The organism is Streptosporangium sp. NPDC049376, from assembly GCF_044466505.1.
Lineage (GTDB): Bacteria > Actinomycetota > Actinomycetes > Streptosporangiales > Streptosporangiaceae > Streptosporangium.
Window position 1 is genome coordinate 190,975 of record NZ_JBITMT010000006.1, and the last position, 20,425, is coordinate 211,399.

The 20,425-nt window shown below is 72.4% G+C and carries 21 protein-coding genes; 3 read left to right on the forward strand and 18 right to left on the reverse strand.

Going from position 1 to position 20,425, the window contains the following annotated elements:
• Positions 1-3: 3 nt before the first annotated feature.
• From plsX to ACIBVQ_RS18950, 9 genes are all read right to left on the reverse strand, one after another.
• The gene (gene plsX / locus ACIBVQ_RS18910; RefSeq protein WP_399178812.1) at positions 4-972 is read right to left on the reverse strand and encodes a phosphate acyltransferase PlsX; all 969 of its coding nucleotides are present in this window, start codon (positions 970-972) and stop codon (positions 4-6) included.
• Positions 965-1,900: a phytoene/squalene synthase family protein gene (locus tag ACIBVQ_RS18915; protein ID WP_386189240.1), complete on the reverse strand. Its 936-nt coding sequence runs from the start codon at positions 1,898-1,900 to the stop codon at positions 965-967. Before ACIBVQ_RS18915 ends, plsX begins: the two co-directional genes overlap by 8 nt.
• Positions 1,897-3,357: a phytoene desaturase family protein gene (locus ACIBVQ_RS18920; RefSeq protein WP_399178815.1), complete on the reverse strand. Its 1,461-nt coding sequence runs from the start codon at positions 3,355-3,357 to the stop codon at positions 1,897-1,899. The genes ACIBVQ_RS18915 and ACIBVQ_RS18920 overlap by 4 nt, the downstream gene beginning before the upstream one ends.
• Entirely contained in the window at positions 3,354-4,403 is a 1,050-nt protein-coding gene (locus ACIBVQ_RS18925) for a polyprenyl synthetase family protein (protein WP_399178817.1), read from the reverse strand. Before ACIBVQ_RS18925 ends, ACIBVQ_RS18920 begins: the two co-directional genes overlap by 4 nt.
• 191 nt (positions 4,404-4,594) lie before the next feature.
• Positions 4,595-4,972 (reverse strand): hydrogenase maturation nickel metallochaperone HypA, encoded by a 378-nt coding sequence (locus ACIBVQ_RS18930; protein ID WP_399178819.1) that lies wholly within the window; start codon positions 4,970-4,972, stop codon positions 4,595-4,597.
• 60 nt (positions 4,973-5,032) lie between these two features.
• A complete protein-coding gene (locus tag ACIBVQ_RS18935) occupies positions 5,033-5,203 on the reverse strand; it encodes a hypothetical protein (protein WP_399178820.1) in 171 nt (56 codons plus the stop codon).
• Between the two features lie 11 nt (positions 5,204-5,214).
• Positions 5,215-6,036 (reverse strand): hypothetical protein, encoded by an 822-nt coding sequence (locus ACIBVQ_RS18940; protein WP_352012605.1) that lies wholly within the window; start codon positions 6,034-6,036, stop codon positions 5,215-5,217.
• A gap of 104 nt (positions 6,037-6,140) precedes the next feature.
• Positions 6,141-6,845 carry an SIS domain-containing protein gene (locus tag ACIBVQ_RS18945; protein WP_399178822.1) on the reverse strand — a complete coding sequence of 235 codons (705 nt, stop codon included), beginning with the start codon at positions 6,843-6,845 and terminating at the stop codon, positions 6,141-6,143.
• Positions 6,842-7,459 carry an SIS domain-containing protein gene (locus tag ACIBVQ_RS18950; RefSeq protein WP_399178824.1) on the reverse strand — a complete coding sequence of 206 codons (618 nt, stop codon included), beginning with the start codon at positions 7,457-7,459 and terminating at the stop codon, positions 6,842-6,844. Before ACIBVQ_RS18950 ends, ACIBVQ_RS18945 begins: the two co-directional genes overlap by 4 nt.
• Positions 7,460-7,639: 180 nt before the next feature.
• Here ACIBVQ_RS18950 and ACIBVQ_RS18955 point away from each other — a divergent pair, with 180 nt between their 5' ends.
• From ACIBVQ_RS18955 to ACIBVQ_RS18965, 3 genes are all read left to right on the forward strand, one after another.
• A complete protein-coding gene (locus tag ACIBVQ_RS18955; protein ID WP_399178826.1) occupies positions 7,640-8,026 on the forward strand; it encodes a hypothetical protein in 387 nt (128 codons plus the stop codon).
• 201 nt (positions 8,027-8,227) lie between these two features.
• Complete coding sequence (locus ACIBVQ_RS18960; protein WP_352012609.1) at positions 8,228-9,067, forward strand: metallophosphoesterase; 840 nt, start codon at positions 8,228-8,230, stop codon at positions 9,065-9,067.
• Entirely contained in the window at positions 9,064-9,708 is a 645-nt protein-coding gene (locus ACIBVQ_RS18965; protein ID WP_399178828.1) for a 4'-phosphopantetheinyl transferase, read from the forward strand. The genes ACIBVQ_RS18960 and ACIBVQ_RS18965 overlap by 4 nt, the downstream gene beginning before the upstream one ends.
• Before the next feature lie 69 nt (positions 9,709-9,777).
• Here the strand turns inward: ACIBVQ_RS18965 and ACIBVQ_RS18970 are convergent, their stop codons facing one another.
• The 9 genes from ACIBVQ_RS18970 to ACIBVQ_RS19010 form a co-directional block, all read right to left on the reverse strand.
• Positions 9,778-10,446: a response regulator gene (locus ACIBVQ_RS18970; protein ID WP_352012611.1), complete on the reverse strand. Its 669-nt coding sequence runs from the start codon at positions 10,444-10,446 to the stop codon at positions 9,778-9,780.
• Positions 10,443-12,983 (reverse strand): DUF4118 domain-containing protein, encoded by a 2,541-nt coding sequence (locus ACIBVQ_RS18975; RefSeq protein ID WP_399178830.1) that lies wholly within the window; start codon positions 12,981-12,983, stop codon positions 10,443-10,445. Before ACIBVQ_RS18975 ends, ACIBVQ_RS18970 begins: the two co-directional genes overlap by 4 nt.
• Positions 12,984-13,016: 33 nt before the next feature.
• Entirely contained in the window at positions 13,017-13,865 is an 849-nt protein-coding gene (locus ACIBVQ_RS18980; protein ID WP_399178832.1) for a potassium-transporting ATPase subunit C, read from the reverse strand.
• Positions 13,866-16,019, reverse strand: coding sequence for a potassium-transporting ATPase subunit KdpB (gene kdpB / locus ACIBVQ_RS18985; RefSeq protein ID WP_362772148.1), 2,154 nt, complete (start codon positions 16,017-16,019; stop codon positions 13,866-13,868).
• A gap of 2 nt (positions 16,020-16,021) precedes the next feature.
• Positions 16,022-17,683 (reverse strand): potassium-transporting ATPase subunit KdpA, encoded by a 1,662-nt coding sequence (gene kdpA / locus ACIBVQ_RS18990; RefSeq protein ID WP_399178835.1) that lies wholly within the window; start codon positions 17,681-17,683, stop codon positions 16,022-16,024.
• Positions 17,683-17,772: a K(+)-transporting ATPase subunit F gene (locus ACIBVQ_RS18995; protein ID WP_352012616.1), complete on the reverse strand. Its 90-nt coding sequence runs from the start codon at positions 17,770-17,772 to the stop codon at positions 17,683-17,685. The genes kdpA and ACIBVQ_RS18995 overlap by 1 nt, the downstream gene beginning before the upstream one ends.
• A gap of 213 nt (positions 17,773-17,985) precedes the next feature.
• Entirely contained in the window at positions 17,986-18,696 is a 711-nt protein-coding gene (locus tag ACIBVQ_RS19000) for a response regulator transcription factor (RefSeq protein ID WP_352012617.1), read from the reverse strand.
• Entirely contained in the window at positions 18,693-19,805 is a 1,113-nt protein-coding gene (locus ACIBVQ_RS19005; RefSeq protein ID WP_399178837.1) for a sensor histidine kinase, read from the reverse strand. The genes ACIBVQ_RS19000 and ACIBVQ_RS19005 overlap by 4 nt, the downstream gene beginning before the upstream one ends.
• Before the next feature lie 10 nt (positions 19,806-19,815).
• Positions 19,816-20,322: a hypothetical protein gene (locus tag ACIBVQ_RS19010; RefSeq protein WP_399178839.1), complete on the reverse strand. Its 507-nt coding sequence runs from the start codon at positions 20,320-20,322 to the stop codon at positions 19,816-19,818.
• Between the last annotated feature and the right edge of the window lie 103 nt (positions 20,323-20,425).

Below are 20,425 nucleotides of genomic sequence, written 5' to 3' on the forward strand. Positions count from 1 at the left end.
GGCTCATCGAACGGACTCGGCGGCGGGCCAGTCCCCGGGGCGGCCGGTGACGCCGCCGCCCGCCAGGGCACGGGCGAGCACGCAGGCCCGTGCGATCGTCGCAGCCCCGGACGCGCCGTGCGCGACGACGACGGTGCCGCGCAGACCGAGCAGCGCCGCCCCGCCGTGGGTTTCGGGGTCATAGCGGCGGGTGACCTCACGCAACGCCTCGGAGGTGGCGATTCCCCCCTCCGCGACCAGGGTGAGCGCCGCGCGCACCGTCCCTTCGACGTTCTTGAGCACGATGTTGCCGGTGAACCCGTCGGTGACGATCACGTCCACGGTCCCGGCCAGCACATCGTGTCCCTCGACGTTGCCGTGGAAGCGCAGGGGCAGGCTGGACAGCAACTCTCCCGCCCCACGGGTCACCCGGTTCCCCTTCCCGGGTTCCGAGCCGATCGACAGCAGGCCGACGGACGGGTCCGGCACGCCGAGGACCAGCCGGGCGTAGGAGGTGCCGAGCACCGCGAACTGGGCGACCATCTCCGGCACCGGATCGGCGGTCGCCCCGGCGTCGATCAGCACGGTCGCGCCACCGGTCACCGAGGGCAGGGCGACGGCCAGGGCGGGCCTGAGCACGCCCGGCGCCCTGCCGATGCCGCGGACAGCGCACGCCACGACGGCCCCGGTCGGGCCCGAGGACACGAACGCCGAGGCGTCGCCCCGCCCGACCAGTTCACAGCCGATCCTCAGGCTTGAGGCGGCCTCGGTGGCCGCCGCGCCCGGCTCGTCCATCGGGATCACCTCCTCCGCGTGCACCACGCCGATCTCCCCCAGGGCGCCGTGTCGCGCCAGGTGCCGGCGGATCTCCCCGGATCTGCCGACGAGCACGACGGGGACGCCGCACTCGCGGCTGGCCACGACCGCGCCGCCGACCGTCTCGGCTGGGCCGTGGTCTCCGCCCATGGCGTCGACGGCCACCGGATCAGGCATCGCGCCCTCCTTGGGGACTCCGGGTGACCACCCGGCGTTCGGCCCTGTCCGCCACACAGGCCGCGTACAGGTGCCGGGTGAAGACGGCCAGTCTGCGGCCCAGCGGCACGACCGCCCTGGCGCCGAGGACGTCGTGGCGGGCCGCCTCGATACGGCTGAGGATCTCGCCGTACAGCTCGTGGGCGGCGCGGACGCACGGCTGGGAGGAGGGGATCAGCAGGTCGATTCCCTCGGCCGCGCGTCTGTAGTGCTCACGAGCCCGCTCGGTCTCGAAGGCCAGCAGCTCGCGCAGGGCGCGGGTGGGGGTGGGCCGCCCCAGGTCTGCGACCCGTACCCCGAACCTCTCCAGGTCCTCCAGTGGCAGGTAGACCCGGCCACGTCGCAGGTCCTCGGACACGTCACGCAGGAAGTTCGTCAGCTGGAAGGCGAACCCGAGCTGCCTGGCGGGTTCGCGGGCCCGTTCCACCATGCCGGGCAGCGCCTCCAGAACCGGCAGCATCATGGTGCCGACGACCGCCGCCGACCCCTCCATGTAGCCGAGCAGGTCGTCGTAGGTGGTGTAGCGGCTGACGGTCAGGTCGGCCCGCATCGAGGCGAGGAAGGACTCGATGTCGCCGTGGTCGATGCCGAACGAGCGCACGGTCTGCGCGAACGCCGGAAGCACCGGATCGTCCTGGGGGACGCCCGCGAGGGCGTGGGCCGTACGTACGGCGAACCCGTCCAGCGCGGCCGCCCGGTCCCCGGTCATCGCGAAAGAGTCCACGATCTCGTCGGCACGGCGCGCGAAACCGTACAGGGCGTGCACGTGGGGACGTTTCCAGGCCGGCAGCAGCCGGGTCGCCAGGTAGTAGGAGCGGCCGTGGCGGGCGTTGAGTCTGCGGCAGAGTTCGTAGCTGGTGGTCAGCGTCACCGGAGGCGCCAGGGTCATCGGGGTGTCCTCAGGATGCGTTCCGCGGCCAGCCTGCCGGAGATCAGCACCGGCGGCACGCCGACGCCGGGGGCGGTGTGCATTCCAGCGAAGTGCAGGCCGGGGACACGACCGGCCGCGCCCGCCGGTCTGAACCAGGCCGTCTGTGTGAGGCGGTGGTCCAGGGCGAAAGGGGTGCCCGCCGAGTGGCCGAGCCCGGCCCAGGCGGGCGGGTCGAAGGTCAGCCGGGAGTCCTGCGAAAGGTCGCCGTAGCCGAGGCCGGCCAGTCTGCCGAGCAGACGTTCGCGCAGGTACGGGGTCAGACGGGTCCAGTCTCCTTCGCCACGCAGGTTCGCGGTCGGCTCCAGCACGGTGAGTGTCGCGTGGCCCTCGGGGGCGGCGGAGGAGTCGGACTCGGGGTAGGTGACCAGCAGGCTGGGGTCGGGCTGTGGCCTGCCCGCGCGCAGGGCGGAGAAGCCGGATTCCCAGTCGCTGCCGAAGTGCAGCGTGTGGTGAGCCTGGTCGGCCAGCCTCCGGTCGAGGCCGAAGTGCATGACCAGGCACGAGGGTGAGAAACGGGGGCGGCGCAGGCGCCAGTCCTTCGCCTCGGGCGGCAGCAGCCCCTGATGGGCGCCGGGCAGGTCGCAGGCGACCACGACGTGCCGGGCGGGCAGGCGTTCGCCGGTGTCGAGCCGTACCGCGCGGACCCCGTCGTGGCCGGTCTCGACCCTGACGGCCCGCGTGCCGTACCTGATGCGCGCCCCGGCCTTCCGCGCCACGTCGGCCAGTGCCCGCGGGATGGCGTGCATGCCGCCGTCGGCGGGGAAGAAGACACCGCCGACGGTGTCCATGTGCGCGATCACGGCGTAGATGCCGAGGGCCTGGCGAGGGGACAACCCCACGTACAGAGCCTGGAAGGTGTGCGCCCTGATCAGCCTGGGGTCGGTGAGGTGGGCCTTGACGAGCCGGTCGAGGCGTCGCAGACCCCCCAGAGAGGCCAGCCTCGCCAGGGCGAGAGGGCGCAGCAGGCTCCGCAACCGTGTCACGTCACGGTCGATGAAGTCGTGCCACTCCGCGGTGAAGAGCTCACCGAGCCTCGCCCTGAAACGGAGATACCTGTCGGTCTCGGCCGCTCCGCACAGCTCGCGTACCCGTTCGGCCATGGCATCCCGGCCGGCGACCACGTCCAGGTGGGAACCGTCGTGGAAACGCAGCCGGTAGTAGGGGTCCAGACGCCGCAGCGGCAGCAGGCTCTCCATGTCGTGCCCTGCCGCGGCGAAGACGTCGGCCAGCACCTGCGGCATGGTCAGCACGGAGGGACCTGTGTCGAAGCGGTAGCCGTCCAGGCTCACGGAGCCGCAGCAGCCTCCAGGCACGTCCCTGGCCTCGACGAGCGTGACGTCCCTGCCCGCCGCGGCCAGCCTGACCGTCGCCGCCAGGCCGCCGAGCCCGGCGCCGACGACCACGACCGGGCTCACGCCCGCCTCCGCGTCGCCAGGTCGGCCAGCTCGCCGAGCCCGCGCACGACCTCCGCCGGCAGGTCCGCCTCGTCCAGGGCCGTCCTGGCCAGGGAGACCAGGTCCGTGATGCGTTCCTCGGCCGTCTCCAGGGCTCCCGTGGTGACGATCAGCCGTCGGGCCGCCGCGACGTCCGCCTCGTCGTGGACGTCGTCGAGCAGCGCGGCGTCGTACCGGCCCGCCCGCTCCCTGGCCGTCGCGGTGAGCCAGGTGTGTTTGCCCTGGCGCAGGTCGGCGCCGACGGGTTTGCCGGTGACCTCCGGGTCGCCGAAGACACCGAGCACGTCGTCGCGCAGCTGGAACGCCTCCCCGAGGGGCAGGGCGTAGGCGCTGAGCGGGGCGCGCCCCCTCGGGTCGCCACCCGCGACGGCGTGGCCGAGGTGCAGGGGGCGCTCGATGGTGTACTTGGCCGACTTGTACGTCGCGACCCGAGCGGCCTCGACCGGGCTGCTCGCTCCCCCGGCCGCGTAGGCGAGGTCGAGATACTGGCCGCCGACGACCTCGGTCCGCATCCGGGTGAAGACCTCGAACGCGTCGGTGAGGTGGGGCCCGGCGCGCAGCAGCGCCGCGTCGGCCCAGGTGTAGGCGAGCATGCCGAACAGGGTCGCGGCCGACTCCCCGAAACGCCGCCCGTCCCCCCGCCAGCCCCGTCCGCCGTGGTGCTCGGCGAGCGCGAGGTGTACGGCGGGCCTCCCCCGCCGGGTCTCCGCCTCGTCCATCACGTCGTCGAGGATCAGCGCGCACGCGTGCACGAGCTCGACCGCGCAGCCCGCGGCGAGCACGGCCTCGTCCCCTGGTTCGCCGCCCGCCGCCCGGTGCCCCCAGTGGACGAAGGCGGGCCTGAGACGTTTGCCGCCCTGGCGGACGAAACCGAGCAGGGTGTGCCGTAGTAAGTCGAGGTCCTCACCCAGGAAGGCCATCTCCGCTGTCTCCCGCTCCAGGAACTCGTCCAGGTAGCGGCTCATCCGCTCGCGAAGATGATCGGTTTCGCGGGTGACGGTGGCCATGGGCGTCGCTCCTCTGTCTTGTTGGGGGTAACTTCGCAGCCGCAACCGCATTCGGATGCGCCTACCGGAGAGCGAGCCGGAATGGGCCATGATCATCGCATTCCCTGACGATCCATCCCCGGGCTCCGTGCTAATAAATCACCCCATCACGCAAGAAGTCGCAAAAAAGGCCATAAAACGCCCTGGTGTGGTCAAGCGCGCTCCGGCACGTCCGCGGGCCCGGCGGCCTGGGCGGACTCCAGGAACTGGACGGAGTCGAGGAAGAGGTCGTCGCCGCCCACGGTCTCGACGTCGGTGCCGTCACACTCGACGCAGACGGAGCGCGGGACGAACGCCGCCGCGGTCTGGCCGCACCTGCGGCAGATGAGCTGGGCGGGGACGATGAGCAGCTCCACCTTCGCCCCCTCGGCCAGCGAGCCCTCCGCGACCTTGGCGAAGGCGTGGTTGATCTCCGGCTCCGTCACCCGGAGCAGGGCGCCCGCGTGCACCCTGGCCCGGCCCACCCTCCGGCCCTCCGCGCGTTCCTCGACCGCGATGAGGATCGCCTCCGCGACCCCGAACTCGTGCATGCCCGATTCCCTCGTTCCCGGTTTGTCCTGTTCCTCAGCGGCTTCCCGCCGCGCGGAGTGTCACGTCCCACCGTTCTCCGGGCGGCCGCCCCGGCGCCTGAGACGGGGCAGGACCCGGTAGACCACCCAGCCGGCTCCCGTCACCAGCGCCCTCGTCACCACCGTCGTCACCACCGTCGTCACCGCTGTCGTCACCGCGGTCAGCGGCCGTCGCGGCAGTCCTCCTCCCATGGCGAAGCTCCTCACGCGATGGCCTCCTCATCCCCCGCCTGCGCGGGGTCGTCCGGGTGGTCGGGCAGGACCACGGGCGAAGAAAGCACCGCGTCACGGTGCCCCGGCTCACCGACCAGCGCGGGCCAGGTGTGCTCGTTACGGCAGGCACGGGCGAACGGCCCGGCCCATTCGGGGGGATCGGCGAGCGAGACGAAGCCCCCGCCGTCTGTCTCGACGATCAGGTGCGCCGAAAGCAGCGACCGCCGCAGCGCGTACTCGCCCGAGACCCCCCGCCCGATCAGGAGCGCGGTGTTGCGCGCCACGACACGCAACCGGATGAGCCCGCACGGCCCGGCCAGGCGTTCGGCGCTCATCGTGAGGGCAGCGTCCAACGGCAGGTGCTCGCAGACCACCCGCCCCTCCGGTCCGCCGCGGGGGCCGCGGATCTGCTCGGTGAAACGGTCCCCGGGGACGTTCACCTCCGTCGTCCGCTCCCCGCCGAGCAGTACGGCCAGCGGGAAGGACACTCCGATCTCGCGCTCGGTCGCCTCGTCGTAGGACAGGAAGGTCCCCTCCCCGGACTCCGGCCGGGTGCGCTCGACACCGCACCTCCTGAGGTGCAGGAAGCGCAGGCACAGGTGGACCGAGGCGTCCTGCGCCCGTTCGAGCAGGCACTCGGTCATGCTCCACGAGGTGCCCTCCTCCTCGGGACGTCCCGGCGGCACCAGCGTTCCCGGCCGCTCCCCCGGAGCCGCGGGCGATCGGTCCCGGTACAGCACGGCGTCGGCGACCCTGCGGGCGATCCGCGCGGGCACGCCGGAGGGGATCCCGTCTCCGGTCCACGCCGTCATGCCGCCTCCCGCCATCTCGCGCCCGCCGCCCGCCGGTACCCCGTCGCCGCTGTGCCACCGTCCTGTGTCTCTGTCCTGTGTCTCTGTCCTGTCGCCGCCCGCCCTCAGCCCGTGCCCGGCGGGTTCACCCCGAGCGCTCGCTGGGTGAGTTCCCACAGCACGTGGTAGACCGTCGCCTGGGCCTCCTGGACCCGGTGCGCCGACGACGACGGGATGACGAAGAGATAGTCGAGCAGGCCGAGCCCGGCCATCCTGCCGCCCTGGTCCCCGGCCAGGCCGATGGTGAGCATGCCCTGGTGCGCGGCCTCCTCCAGGGCCCGCAGGACGTTGAAGGAGCCGCCGCTCGTGGACAGGCCGAGGGCGATGTCGCCGCGCCTTCCGAGCGTGGCCAGCTGACGCGCGAAGACGGCCTCGAAGCCCACGTCGTTCGAGAGCGCGGTGACCACGGCGACGTCGCCGGTCAGGCTGAGGGCGGGCAGCGACAGGCCGTAGGCCGGGTGCAGGAAGGCGGTCGCGACCTGCTGGGCGTCGGCGCTGCCGCCACCGTTGCCGAAGGCGAACAGCCTGCCTCCCGCGGCGAACCTGATGGCCATCTCCTGGGCGCACTCGGCCAGTTCGTCGCCCGCGACCTCGGCGACCTGCCAGCGCAGCCGTACGATCTCGGCCGCCTTCTCCTCGGCCGACCTGCGGGCCTCGGCCAGCGCCGCGGCGGAGTCGGATCGTGCGGGGGCGGCGATCCGCCGTCCCGGGACGGGAAAGGGGTAGAGGGCGGGCACCGCCCCGGCGGCGGGATCCTCAAGCGTGCTCATCGCGCTCCCTCGCCCACGGGTCCCGCCTTCTCGAAGAACACGTGGACCAGTTCCCACAGCAGGTGGCAGAGGGTCACGTGGACCTCCTTGACCACGGCGGGGTCGTCGGAGTCGACCGTCAGCAGATGGTCGGCAACGCCCCGCCCGACCGTGATCCCGCCGTCGCCCCCGGTGAGCGCGACGGTCAGCAGCCCCAGTTCCCCCGCCGTCTCCAGGCCGCGCAGCACGTTCTCGCAGCGGCCGTCGCGGGAGATCCCCAGCGCCATGTCGGCCGGGTCCGCCCAGCGGCGCACCTGGTGGGCGAAGGCCTCGGCGAGGCCCTCCCTTCCGCTCACCCCGGTGACGGTCGCGCAGTCGTTGCTCAGCGCCAGCGCGGGAAGCGTCCGTCTGCCGACGATGACCGGGTGCATGAACTCGGCGGTGATGTGGGCCGCGTCCGTGCCGCAGCCGCCGTTGCCGAAGACGATCAGCTTTCCGCCCCTGCGGAACCGCGACGCCATCTCACGGCAGGCCAGGGCGACGCGTTCGGCGTCCGCCGCGAGTGCCCGGCCCGCACGGTCGCGTCTGAGGAAGGCCGCGCCGACAGCCGGATGCATGGTCGATGTCACTGGCATGGGTGAACGCTCCGTTGTCCGCGGTAGTCGTCAGGCTACGACGCGTGTCCGAGACGCCGACACCTCCGGCGCTGCAAACCGGGGTAAAGGTCTGATCATGGGCATGCCGCCACCGGCCTCCCGCTCCCGAAGTCACACGTCGCAGATATACCCTATAAATCGGTAGGTAATATTGACATTATGGAGTCGGTCTGGTCGGGTGATGGCGTGGCGGGCGACAAGTCGGCGGTCCGGTGGAAGCGGGTCCGCACCGCGCGTGAGAGAACCACATGTGAGAGAACCGCGCACGGAAGACGGGCGCGGCCACGGTCGGGCTCGCCCCACGAGGGGACGGGCCGGGGCACCGCCGCGAGGCCCACGCCCGCGTGTACGGAGCACGAGCACCTGACGGCCCTGGGCGAGGCCGCCGCGGCGGTCATGGAGTCGGCTCCAGGGGTCGCCGCCTGCTGGCTGCGGGCCGCGCTGAACACCTTTCCCCCGGAACAGCGCGGCGGCCGGGAGCACACCCGGCTGCTCGGCCTGCTGGAACGCGCCCTCACCCTCTCCGGGGACCGGCGCCCGCCCTGACCCGCCCGTGCCCTACGGCCGTGGCTCCCCGAACCCACCCTCTTGGTGATCGCGGGGGTTCCGGATATCTTCCTGGCATCGGGGCGGACGGGGACGGAGGCGGCGACGCCGTACGGCGCGGCCGCGTGGGCCCGCCCCGGCGGACGACCCCCGGGCCGCCGTGGCCCGGGAGACCTCTGAACCACCGAGGACGGTGCAAGCATGACCTCGCTGCTGGCCATCAGCGACCTGCACATCGGATACCAGGAGAACCGGAGGATCGTCGAGGGGCTGCGGCCGGACTCCCCCTCCGACTGGCTGCTGGTCGCCGGGGACGTCTCCGAGGCGGTCGCCGACGTCGAGTGGGCACTGCGCCTGCTCTCCGAGCGCTTCGCGAAGGTCGTGTGGGCGCCGGGCAACCACGAGCTGTGGACCCATCCCAGCGACCCCGTCCAGCTGCGCGGCGAGGAACGCTACCGGCACCTGGTGAAGGTCTGCCAGAACCTGGGGGTGGTGACCCCCGAGGACCCCTACCCGGTGTGGGAGGGGCCCGGCGGGCCGGTGGCCGTCGCCCCGCTGTTCGTGCTCTACGACTACACCTTCCGGGTGCCCGGCGCGGCGACCGAGGAGGAGGCGCTGGCCCTGGCGTACGAGAAGGGGGTGGTGTGCACCGACGAGATGTTCCTGCACCCCGACCCGTACCCCTCCCGTGCCGCCTGGTGCCGGGCCAGGATCGCCGAGACCGAACGCAGGCTCGCCGGACGCCCCGAGGGCGTGCCCACCGTGCTCGTCAACCACTATCCGCTGGTCCGTGAGCCGACCAGGATCCTGCGGCACCAGGAGTTCGCGATCTGGTGCGGCACCGAGCTGACCGCCGACTGGCACCTGCGTTTCGACGCCGCCGCGGTCGTCTACGGCCATCTGCACATCCCCAGGACGACCTGGCACGACGGCGTGCGCTTCGAGGAGGTCTCCCTCGGCTATCCCCGTGAGTGGCGGCCCCGGCCGACCCCGCCCGGCAGGCCGCGCCTGATCCTGTCCTCCCCCGGGGCGGCCTCGTGATCGACAGGATTCTGCCGTCCTGGGTGGCGAGCGCCGAGGCCTTCGACGACCCGCCCGAGGCCACGCTGTTCCCCGAGGAGGAGGCCGTCATCGCCCGCGCGGTCGGCAAACGGCGGATCGAGTTCACCACCGCGCGCCACTGCGCCAGGCAGGCGCTGGCCGATCTCGGACTGCCGCCCGTGCCGATCCTGCCCGGCGAGCGCGGGGCACCCACGTGGCCCGGCGGGGTGACGGGCGCCATCACCCACTGCGCGGGCTACCGCGCCGCCGCCGTCTCTCTTGAGGCCCTGACCGTCGGCATCGACGCCGAGCCCCACGAGCCGCTCCCCGAGGACGTGCTCGGGGCCGTCTCCTCGGAGGGCGAACGCAAGGAGCTCGAACTGCTCGGCGGGGACGTGCACTGGGACCGGCTGCTGTTCAGCGCCAAGGAGAGCGTCTACAAGGCCTGGTATCCCCTGGCCCGGCGCTGGCTCGGCTTCGAGGAGGCCCACGTCACCTTCGACCCTTCGGGCGTCTTCAGCGCCCGCATCCTCGTCGAGGGCCCGCTGGTCGAGGGGCGCCCGCTGACGGGGTTCGACGGCCGGTGGCTGGTGTCCGGCGGCCTGCTGATGACGGCCATCGCACGCCCCCGCACGGCATGAGCCGCCTTTTCCTGATTTTTCAGGATTACGGTGCTGTCCCGTCGCCCGCCCTTCCAGGACGGGGTTCGTTCAGGGCTGGAAGCGGTAGCCCATGCCGGGTTCGGTGAGCAGGTGGACCGGTCGGGCCGGGTCGGGCTCCAGTTTCCTGCGGATCTGGGCCATGTACTGGCGCAGATAGTGGGTCTCCCTGACGTAGGCGGCGCCCCAGACCTCGGTCAGCAGCTGGCGCTGGCTGATGAGTTTGCCCGGGTTGCGCAGCAGGATCTCCAGCAACTGCCACTCGGTCGGCGTCAGCCGTACCCCTCCGGAGATCGTCTTGCCCGCCAGGTCGACCACGTGCGCGCCGACCTCGACGCGGGCGAGTTCGGCCTCGTGGACGGTGGTCCTGCGGGTGACGGCCCTGATGCGGGCCAGCAGTTCGTCGATGTTGAACGGCTTGGTGACGTAGTCGTCGGCCCCGGCGTCCAGGGCCTCGACCTTGTCCTGGTTGCCCGCCCGTCCTGACAGGACGATGATCGGCACCTTGGTCCAGCCGCGCAGCCCGTGGATGACGTCGATCCCGTCGATGTCCGGCAGCCCGAGATCCAGGACGACGAGGTCGGGGTGCCAGTCGGCGGCCTCGCGCAGGGCGGCGCCGCCGCCGTCGGCGACCGCGACCTCGAAGTGCCTGGCCAGGAGGTTGATGCGCAGCGCGCGCAGGATCTGCGGTTCGTCGTCGACGACGAGGACGCGGGTCATGTCCGCTCCTCGGGGGCGATGGGCAGTTTCAGGATCATGGTGAGGCCTCCCCCTGGTGTCTCCTCCGGCGTGAGCGTCCCGCCCATCGCCTCGGCCAGCCCTCTGGAGAGGGCGAGGCCGAGGCCGACACCGGTGTGGTTGTCGCGGTCGCCCAGGCGCTGGAAGGGCATGAAGATCCGGTCGTGCGCCTCCCTCGGCACGCCGGGGCCCCGGTCGATGACGCGGACCTCGACGCTGTCGCCGTAGGAGCTGGCGGTGACCAGGACCTTGTGGTCTCCCGGGGTGTAACGCACCGCGTTGGACATCACGTTGACCAGGATCCGCTCGACCAGGGCCGGGTCGGCGACGACCTCGGGCAGGCCGGGCGGGATGTCGCCCTCGACACGCTCGCCGAGCGGCCCGAGGTCGTCGACGGAGCGCGGGACGACCTCCCCCACCGCGACGGGTTCGAGGGCCAGTCCGAGCACCCCCGCCTGCAGGCGGCTCATGTCGAGTAGGTTGGCGACCAGCCGGTCGAGCTTGACCAGCGACTCGTCCGCGGTGGCCAGCAGTTCCCGCCGGTCCGTCTCGCTCCAGTCGATCTCGGTGCTGCGCAGGCTGTCGACCGCGATCCTGGCCGAGGCCAGGGGGGTGCGCAGGTCGTGGCTGACGGCGGCGAGCAGCGCGGTGCGCATCCTGTCGGCCTCGGCCAGCGGCCCGGCCAGGTCCGCCTCACGCCGCAGCCGCTCCTGGCGCAGGGCGACGGCCGCCTCCGCGGCGAAGGCCTCCAGGACCCTGCGGTCGGCCGCGTCGAGCAGCCTGCCGCGCGCGGCGAGCACCAGGTCGCGGTCGATCACCACGTCGGTGTCGGCGGCGCCGGGGGTGGCGCAGGGCGGCCCTCCCGAGGTGGCCGCGATCCGCCACGCCGCGGGCTCGGAGCGGTCCTCGGGGGCGGGCTCGCCGGTGCGTTCGAGCAGCGTGACGGAGGTCAGCCCGAAGGTCTCGCGCAGCCGCGCCAGCAGGGAAGCCAGCGCCGCCTCCCCTCTGAGCACGTGTCCCGCCAGGGTGGACAGCACCTCGGCGTCCGCGCTCGCCCTGGCCGCCTCCCTGGTCCGTCTGGCGGCCAGGTCGACCACCGCGCTGACCATGACGGCGACCAGCACGTAGACGCTGAGCGCGAAGATGTTCTCCGGGTCGGCGATGGTGAACCGGTCGACCGGCGGGGTGAAGTAGTAGTTGAGCAGCATGAACCCGGCGACGGCCGCGGTGACCGCGGGCCACATCCCTCCGGCGAGGGCGACGCAGACCACCATGAGCAGGAACATCAGGATCGCGCTCGACAGCTTCAGGCCGTCCCTGAGCGGGGCGAGCAGCGCGGTGATCGCCGGGATGCCCAGCAGCGCCATGACCCAGCCCGCGATCCTGCGTCCTCGGGTGAGCGCCGCCCTCGGCCGGTCGCGCCCGGCTCCTCTGCCCACCTCGCCGTGCGTGATCATGTGGACGTCGATGGAGCCGGACAGGGCGGTGGTCGTGACCCCGACCCCCCGGGAGAAAAGCTGCGCGAAACGTCCCCTGCGGGAGGCGCCGAGCACGAGCTGGGTGGCGTTGACCCCGCCCGCGAAGTCGAGCAGCGCGCGCGGGACGCTGTCGCCGACCACCTGGTGGTAGGTGCCTCCCAGGCTCTCCACCAGGGCGCGCTGGCGGGCCAGGTGCGCCGGGTCGGTGCCGTTCAGCCCGTCGGAACGGGTGACGTGGACGGCCAGCAGATCGGCGCCCTTGGTCCTGGCGGCGATCCTGGCGGCCCGCCGTACCAGGGTGTCGCCCTCGGGGCCGCCGGTCAGCGCGACCACGACGCGTTCGCGCGCCTCCCAGGTCCCGGCGATGCCGTGTTCGGCGCGGTAGCGGTCGAGCTGGTCGTCGACCTTGCCCGCGACCCACAGCAGCGCCAGCTCCCGCAGCGCGGTGAGGTTGCCGACCCTGAAGTAGTTCGACAGGGCCGCGTCCACCTTCTCCGGAAGGTAGATGTTGCCGTGGGCCATCCTGCGGCGCAGCGCGTCCGGCGCCATGTCCACCAGCTGTACGGCGTCGGCCTGCCGTACCACCTCGTCGGGGACGGTCTCACGCTGCGGAACGCCGGTGATCTCCTGGACGACGTCGTTGAGCGACTCCAGGTGCTGGATGTTGACGGTGGAGATGACGTCGATCCCCGCGTCCAGGATCTCCTCGACGTCCTGCCAGCGCTTGGCGTTGCGCGAGCCGGGCACGTTGGTGTGCGCCAGCTCGTCGATCAGCACCAGTTTCGGTTTGCGGGCGATGACGGCGTCCACGTCCAGCTCGGTGAAGCTCGCCCCCCGGTGGACCAGGGTCGCGCGGGGGACGGTCTCAAGGCCGTCGAGCAGCGCCGCGGTGCGGGGCCGGTCGTGGGTCTCGACGAGCCCCACGACCACGTCCGTGCCGCGTCCCAGGCGCCGGTGCCCCTCGTCGAGCATCGCGTAGGTCTTGCCGACGCCGGGGGCCGCGCCCAGGTAGATCCGCAGTTTCCCGCGCGCCCCGCTCATCGCCCGCTCATCTCCTCTCGCCTCTTCCTACGATCATCCCCTGTCGAGGGCGAGGTTGAGTTCCAGGACGTCGACCGCCGCCTCGCCCATGAAGCCCAGGGGCCTGCCGGTCGTGTGCTCCCTGATCAGTTCCCTGACCCTCGCCACGCCCAGGCCGCGTTCCCTGGCCACCCGGGGGGCCTGGAGTTCGGCGTAGGCCACGGAGATGTGCGGGTCGAGCCCTGAGCCGCTCGCGGTGACGGCGTCGGCGGGCACGACCGCGACCCCCGTGCCGCGGACCGGGACCGTACGGCCCGCCGACAGGTCCTCCCCCGGCTTGGCGCAGGTGACCCTGACGCCCTGGTAGGCGGTGAGGAACGGCGTGACGGGGCAGGCCTGGTTGGCGCTGACCACCCGCTGGGGGGTGCCGGTCGCGGGGAAGACCTTCAGCACCGCGCCGACCCCGTCCGGCGTGCAGTACGGCCTGGCGCCGCTGACGCCCTCCAGCTCCCCGACCGCCTTGGAGCGGGCGCAGACCCGCGTCAGCAGGGACGGCCTACCGGCGTCACCCGGTACGGGGAGGACGTCCAGGACGTCCTCGGGGCCCAGGTTGCTCGCGCCGCTGGCCAGCGGGTCGTAGCCGTCGCCCGCCGCCGAGGGACGGCTCTGGAAGTACTTCCCGACGGGGGTTCCGTCCTTGCCGGTGAAGTTCTGGCCGATCAGCTCGCTGCCGACGTCCTTGCCGTCCTTCTGGACGGGGGATCCGTCGGCCTGGTGGCCGAACACGGCCTGGGCGACTCCGGTGACGAGAAGGGGGTAGGCCAGCCCGAGGAGCAGGGTGAGGACGAGCAGCGCGCGCAGCGCGGCGAGGTGACGGCTGAGCCAGCCGGGCAGGCGTTCCATTTAAGACATCCCTGGAAGGAACTGGATGAGCAGGTCGATGACTTTGATGCCGGCGAACGGCGCGACGACGCCGCCGAGGCCGTAGACGTACAGGTTGCGGCTGAGCAGCCTGGAGGCGCTGGCAGGGCGGTAGCGCACCCCCCGCAGGGCCAGTGGGATGAGCGCGACGATGACGATCGCGTTGAACACCACCGCCGACAGGATCGCCGACTGCGGGCCGGCCAGCCGCATGACGTTGAGCGCGTCCAGGCCCGGGTAGACGGCGGCGAACATCGCCGGGATGATCGCGAAGTACTTGGCGACGTCGTTGGCGATGGAGAAGGTGGTCAGCGCGCCCCGGGTGATGAGCAGCTGCTTGCCGATCTCCACGATCTCGATGAGCTTGGTGGGGTTGGAGTCCAGGTCGACCATGTTCCCGGCCTCCTTGGCGGCGGAGGTGCCGGTGTTCATGGCCACCCCGACGTCGGCCTGGGCGAGGGCGGGGGCGTCGTTGGTGCCGTCGCCGGTCATCGCGACCAGCCGCCCGCCCTGCTGTTCCTTGCGGATCAGCGCGAGTTTGTCCTCCGGGGTGGCCTCGGCCAGGAAGTCGTCGACCCCGGCCTCGTCGGCGATGGCCCTGGCGGTCAGCGGGTTGTCGCCGGTGATCATGACGGTGCGGATGCCCATCCTGCGCATCTCGTCGAACCGTTCGCGCATGCCCTGTTTGACGACGTCCTTGAGGTGGATCACGCCGAGCACCCTGGCGGTGCCACCGGGGCCGCCCGTGATCTCGCCGACGACCAGCGGGGTGCCTCCGGAGGCGGAGACGGCGTCCACGATCGCGCCGACCTCGCCGGTCGGGTGGCCGCCGTGGTCGCGCACCCACTTCATCACCGCGGTCGCCGCGCCCTTGCGGACCTGGCGGCCGTCCACCCCGACCCCGGACATGCGGGTCTGGGCGGTGAAGGGCACCCACTCGGCGTGGGCCAGCTCACCGGGGGCGCGTTCACGCAGGCCGTAGGCCTGTTTGGCGAACACGACGATGGAGCGGCCCTCCGGGGTCTCGTCGGCGAGGCTGGACAGCTGGGCCGCCTCGGCCAGTTCCTCGGCGGAGACGCCGGGCGCCGGGACGAACTCGGCGGCCTGCCGGTTGCCGAGCGTGATGGTGCCGGTCTTGTCCAGCAGCAGCGTGGAGACGTCCCCCGCGGCCTCGACCGCGCGGCCGCTCATGGCCAGCACGTTGCGCTGCACGAGCCGGTCCATGCCCGCGATGCCGATCGCCGACAGCAGGGCGCCGATCGTGGTGGGGATGAGGCAGACCAGCAGGGCCGCGAGCACGATCCCGCTGACGCCGTCGGCGGTCAGTGCGAGCGAGTCGGGGACCCCGGGGTTGACGGCCTTGGAGTAGATGGCCAGGGGCTGCATGGTGACGGTCGCGGTCAGGAAGATGACGGTCAGCGCGGCCAGCAGGATGTTGAGGGCGATCTCGTTGGGGGTCTTCTGCCGGTCGGCGCCCTCGACCAGGGCGATCATCCGGTCGATGAAGCTCTCCCCGGGCTTCTGGGTGATCCGTACGACGATCCGGTCGGAGAGGACCTTGGTGCCGCCGGTGACGGCGGAGCGGTCGCCGCCGGACTCGCGGATGACGGGCGCTGACTCGCCGGTGATGGCCGACTCGTCCACGCTGGCGATGCCCTCGACCACGTCACCGTCGCCGGGGATGATCTCCCCCGCCTCGACGACCACGTGGTCGCCCTGCCGCAGTTCGGGCGCGCCGACCTGGTCGTAGGAGGGCTCCTCGGAGCCGGGCCGCCAGTCCCTGAGCCTGCGGGCGACGGTGTCGCGCTTGGCGGCGCGCAGCGTGGCGGCCTGCGCCTTGCCCCGGCCCTCGGCCACAGCCTCGGCGAGGTTGGCGAAGAGCACGGTCAGCCAGAGCCAGACCACGACGGCCCAGGCGAAGAACGAGGGGTCGAGGATCGCGAGGGCGGTGGTGAAGACCGCGCCGACCTCGACGACGAACATGACGGGGTTGCGCCACAGCGTGGCCGGGTTGAGCTTCGTGAACGCGGCGGGAAGGGAGGTGATCAGCTGGGCGGGGTCGAGCAGGCCGCCGCCGACCCGGCTCTCCTTGCGCGGGCTCCCCGGGGCCGGGGCCTGGAGCGTTGGGGTGGACACGTCTACCGGATTCCTTCTGCGAGCGGGCCGAGCGCCAGGGCGGGGAGGAAGGTCAGCGCGACCAGGACGACCGTCACGCCGACGACCATGCCGACGAACTGCGGCCGGTGGGTCGGCAGCGTGCCCGCCGAGACCGGAACCGGGTCCTGGCGGGCCAGGGAGCCGGCCAGGGCCAGCACGAACACGATCGGCAGGAACCGGCCGAACGCCATGCACAGCCCGAGCGCGGTGTCGTACCACGGCGTGCTGACGGTCAGGCCGCCGAAGGCCGAGCCGTTGTTGTTCGAGGCGCTGGTGAAGGCGTAGAGCACCTCCGACAGGCCGTGCGGCCCGCCGTTGAGCATGCTCGCGCGCTGTTCGGACGAGCCCATCGCCAGTGCGGTGCCGACGAGCACCAGGACGGGGGTGACCAGGAAGTACATCGAGGCGAGTTTGATCTCGCGGGCGCCGATCCGCTTGCCCAGGTACTCGGGGGTGCGGCCGACCATCAGCCCGGCGACGAACACCGTGATCACGGCCAGTACCAGCATGCCGTACAGACCGGAGCCGACGCCGCCGGGCGCGACCTCGCCCAGCATCATGTTGACCATCGTGACCATACCGCCGAGCGCGGTGTAGGAGTCGTGGAAGGAGTTGACGGCGCCGGTCGAGGTGAGCGTGGTGGCCGCGGCGAAGGTCGCGGAGTTCGCGACGCCGAAGCGCACCTCCTTGCCCTCGGTCGCGGCACCGACAGCCTGCGGGACGGTGCCGTTGTGGGCCAGCTCCAGGCCGGTCAGCACCGCGACGCTGACGACGGCGAGGGTGGCCATGATCGCGACGATCGCGTATCCCTGCCGCCGGTCGCCGACCAGGCGGCCGAAGGTGCGCGGCAGCGCGAACGGGATCAGCAGGATCGCGAAGATCTCCACCCAGTTCGTCCAGCCGGTGGCGTTCTCGAAGGGGTGGGAGGAGTTGGCGTTGTAGAAACCGCCGCCGTTGGTGCCGAGTTCCTTGATGATCTCCTGGCTGGCGACCGGGCCACCGGTGATCGCCTGGGTGCCGCCGGTCAGGGTGGTCACCTCGTACGGCGCGGCGAGGTTCTGCACCAGGCCGCCCGCGACCAGCACGAGCGCCCCGACGAAGGCGATCGGCAGCAGGATGCGGACCGAGCCGCGTACGAGATCGACCCAGAAGTTGCCCAGTTCCTCGCTCCGGCCGCGGGCGAAGCCGCGGACCAGGGCGATCGCCACGGCCATGCCGACCGCGGCCGAGACGAAGTTCTGCACCGCGAGCCCGGCCATCTGCACCAGGTGTCCCATGGTGGACTCGCCGGAGTAGGCCTGCCAGTTGGTGTTGGTGACGAAGCTGACCGCGGTGTTCCAGGCGACGTGGCCGGTGACCGGGGGCATGCCCAGGCTCAGCGGCAGCCGTTCCTGCAGGCGCTGCAGGCCGTACAGCAGCAGGACCGAGACCGCGGAGAAGGCGAGCACGGCGCGGGCGTAGGCGCTCCAGCGCTGCCCGGCCTCGGGGCGGACCCCGGCCAGCCGGTAGATCACCCGCTCGGCGGCCAGGTGCCCGGGGGCGGTGTAGACGCGGTACATGTAGTCGCCGAGCGGGCGGTGGGCCACCGCGAGGGCGACGATCAGGGAGGCGATGAACACGATCCCCGACAGGGCCGGTGACATCAGAAGCGCTCCGGGAACAACAGGGCGGCGACCATGAGGGCCGCCAGCACGACGGCCACGACCAGGCCGATGGCGTTGACGGCGCTCACAGCCGTTCCACCGCCTTGACGACGAGCCCGAGGACCGCGAAGATCGCGATCGTCAGGGCGACGAAGATGACGTCGGCCATCCTCACTCCTTGTTGGCGCATACGTTCCCGGCCGCCGTTTGGCGGCCATGCGACAAGGAAATCGCGGGATTTATGGGTTTTTGCGCGCCTTGATGGGTTCCATACGCCTTCGCACTGTTTATTGACGCGTTCCCTACGCCCCGCCGGTCTCCGGCTCCGCCAGGCCGACGCGGTAGGCGTAGGTGACGGCGTGGACCCGGTCGCGCAGCCGGGCCTTGGCGAACAGGTTGTTGATGTGCGTCTTGACGGTGGCCTCGCCGATGAACAGGACGGCGGCGATCTCGGCGTTCGACAGTCCCCTGGCGATGAGGCGCAGCACCTCCGCCTCACGCGGGGTCAGCCCGTCGGGCAGCGGCCCCCGCCCCCGCCGCTCCTGCCGCTCCCGCTCCGCAGGCCGGGTACGGCCCGGCGGCGGGGACGGCTCCCCCATCACGGCGTTGAGCAGGCGGCGCTGCACGCCGGGGTCGAGCTGGGCGTCGCCGTTGACGACCGCCGCGACGGCCCTGCCGATCTCCTCCGCGCCCGCGCTCTTGGTGAGGAAGCCGCGCGCCCCGGCGCGCAGCGCGGCGAAGACCGACTCGTCGTCCGCGTAGGTGGTCAGCACCACGACCTGGGTCGCGGGGAAGGCGGCACGGATCTCCCGGGTCGCCTCGACCCCGTCCATCCTCGGCATCCGCAGGTCCATCAGCACCACGTCGGGACGCAGTTCCGCGACCAGCCGCAGCGCCTCCAGCCCGTCCCCTGCCGAGCCGACCACCTCGACGTCCGGCAGCAGGCCGAGCAGCAGGACCAGCCCCTCGCGGACCACGGCCTGGTCGTCGGCCACCAGCACCCGGGCGCTCACGCGGGCACCCGCAGCCGGACCAGGAAGATCCCCTCCCGCTCCCCCGACTCCAGCGTCCCGCCGAGAAGCTCGGCCCGTTCCCGCATGCCCACGATCCCGTATCCTCCCCCGGGCGTCCCCGGGGAGTCCGCCAGGGGGTTGGTGACCTCCAGTTCGCACGAGCCGCCGTGGAAGCCGAGCCGTACGGTCGCCGGGGAGCCGGGCGCGTGCCGGCGCACGTTGGTGACCGCCTCCTGGGCGGTGCGGATCACCGCCAGCTCGGTCTCCGGCGGCAGCCGCCGCTGCCTGCCCGACGTCAGCAGGGCGCACTCCTGCCCGGTCGCGGCGTGGAACTCCTCGGCCAGCCTCCGCAGCGCCTCGGGCAGCGGCGGCTGGTTCTCCCGCAGCGCGGACACGGCCCTTCGTGCCTCCTCAAGCCCGTTCCTGGCCAGGTCACCGGCGCGCTCGACCCGTTCCAGGGCCTCTCCCGCCCGGTCGGCGCGCAGCAGCATCCTGGCCCCCTCCAGGTGCACGATCTGCGCCGACAGGCTGTGGGCGAGGATGTCGTGTATCTCCCTGGCGATACGGGCGCGCTCGGCGAGCACCGCCTCCCGCTCCTGCGCGCTCCTGGCGGCCCTGCGCTCCCTGATCGAGTAGGCGATCATGAAGACCATGCAGAGGCTGAAGGCCAGGCTGAGGTCCCGCTCCAAGGCGCCGGTCACCGCCCCGGCCACCAGCAGCCCGCCCAGCGCGAGCCCTCCGATCGGCAGCGAGCGGGCGAGGGGATACCTGACCGCGGCGGTCCCCACGCCGAAGAGCAGGACCGCGACGGCCGGTCCGTCGACGGCCATCATCTCCAGCCAGAGCGCGAGCAGCACCGCCAGGCCGAGGGCCACGACCTTGACCGGCACCCCGAGGAGCGGCAGGCGCGGCGAGGGCCCGGTCGCCGACGGCAGGATCGCCACGGCGAGGAACCCGGCGACGGCGAAGGCCAGGAGCGTGACCGCGAGCCTCTCCCCCGACAGGCCGAACCCGGCCCCGGCACCCGCCTGCGCGACCAGGAACAACACGATCACCCCGGCCCGCAGGACAACGGGGGCGATCGTGGTGTCCCTGAGTCGCGTCGTCACGCCACGGACGTTACCGATCCCGCCCGGCCGGCTGCGAGGCGGGCACCCACGCCGGTACGGCCTCGCAGAGCATCCGCCCCCTCCTGGCGACCAGGACGGCCTGGGCCGCGACGGTCAGGCCCGCGAAGACGAGGGCGGCGGCCGGCCGGTAGGTGAGGCCGAGCGCGCCGCCCGCGGCGAACAGGGCCAGGCGGGCGGCGAAGGAGACCACCCAGGCCGCCAGGGTCCATGCGGTGCCCCTGGCCCAGGCGACCCCGTCGGCCTCCCGCCACACCCGCACGGTCCAGGCGCGCAGGGCGCCGAAGGCGACGGCCATGACCGCCTCGACGGCGATCACGGCGACGCCGAGGACGGACGGGCTCTCCTCCAGGAGGCCGCCGCCGTACACCCCGGCCCCCGTCAGGATGAGGCCGAAGACCAGCAGGCCGCGTCCCGCGGCGGGCCGGGTCCGCATCTGGCGGTAGACGACGAGGGCGAGGACGACGAGGGAGAAGACGGCGATCTGCAGCGAATCCATGTCAGCGACGGTAGGGACGGTGGCCCCGGCGCGGATCGGAGCACGGGTGGAGACAGGAGAACTCCACCCGTGGGTGGAGACGCGGGTCGTGTGGCCCCGATGT

What these genes read in the sequence shown, in the direction of transcription:
- plsX (WP_399178812.1), bottom strand. Translation starts at nt 972, where the DNA reads ATGCCTGATCCGGTGGCCGTCGACGCCATGGGCGGAGACCACGGCCCA.
- ACIBVQ_RS18915 (WP_386189240.1), bottom strand. Translation starts at nt 1,900, where the DNA reads ATGACCCTGGCGCCTCCGGTGACGCTGACCACCAGCTACGAACTCTGC.
- ACIBVQ_RS18925 (WP_399178817.1), bottom strand. Translation starts at nt 4,403, where the DNA reads ATGGCCACCGTCACCCGCGAAACCGATCATCTTCGCGAGCGGATGAGC.
- ACIBVQ_RS18930 (WP_399178819.1), bottom strand. Translation starts at nt 4,972, where the DNA reads ATGCACGAGTTCGGGGTCGCGGAGGCGATCCTCATCGCGGTCGAGGAA.
- ACIBVQ_RS18935 (WP_399178820.1), bottom strand. Translation starts at nt 5,203, where the DNA reads ATGGGAGGAGGACTGCCGCGACGGCCGCTGACCGCGGTGACGACAGCG.
- ACIBVQ_RS18940 (WP_352012605.1), bottom strand. Translation starts at nt 6,036, where the DNA reads ATGACGGCGTGGACCGGAGACGGGATCCCCTCCGGCGTGCCCGCGCGG.
- ACIBVQ_RS18945 (WP_399178822.1), bottom strand. Translation starts at nt 6,845, where the DNA reads ATGAGCACGCTTGAGGATCCCGCCGCCGGGGCGGTGCCCGCCCTCTAC.
- ACIBVQ_RS18950 (WP_399178824.1), bottom strand. Translation starts at nt 7,459, where the DNA reads ATGCCAGTGACATCGACCATGCATCCGGCTGTCGGCGCGGCCTTCCTC.
- ACIBVQ_RS18955 (WP_399178826.1), top strand. Translation starts at nt 7,640, where the DNA reads ATGGAGTCGGTCTGGTCGGGTGATGGCGTGGCGGGCGACAAGTCGGCG.
- ACIBVQ_RS18960 (WP_352012609.1), top strand. Translation starts at nt 8,228, where the DNA reads ATGACCTCGCTGCTGGCCATCAGCGACCTGCACATCGGATACCAGGAG.
- ACIBVQ_RS18970 (WP_352012611.1), bottom strand. Translation starts at nt 10,446, where the DNA reads ATGACCCGCGTCCTCGTCGTCGACGACGAACCGCAGATCCTGCGCGCG.
- ACIBVQ_RS18975 (WP_399178830.1), bottom strand. Translation starts at nt 12,983, where the DNA reads ATGAGCGGGGCGCGCGGGAAACTGCGGATCTACCTGGGCGCGGCCCCC.
- ACIBVQ_RS18980 (WP_399178832.1), bottom strand. Translation starts at nt 13,865, where the DNA reads ATGGAACGCCTGCCCGGCTGGCTCAGCCGTCACCTCGCCGCGCTGCGC.
- kdpA (WP_399178835.1), bottom strand. Translation starts at nt 17,683, where the DNA reads ATGTCACCGGCCCTGTCGGGGATCGTGTTCATCGCCTCCCTGATCGTC.
- ACIBVQ_RS19010 (WP_399178839.1), bottom strand. Translation starts at nt 20,322, where the DNA reads ATGGATTCGCTGCAGATCGCCGTCTTCTCCCTCGTCGTCCTCGCCCTC.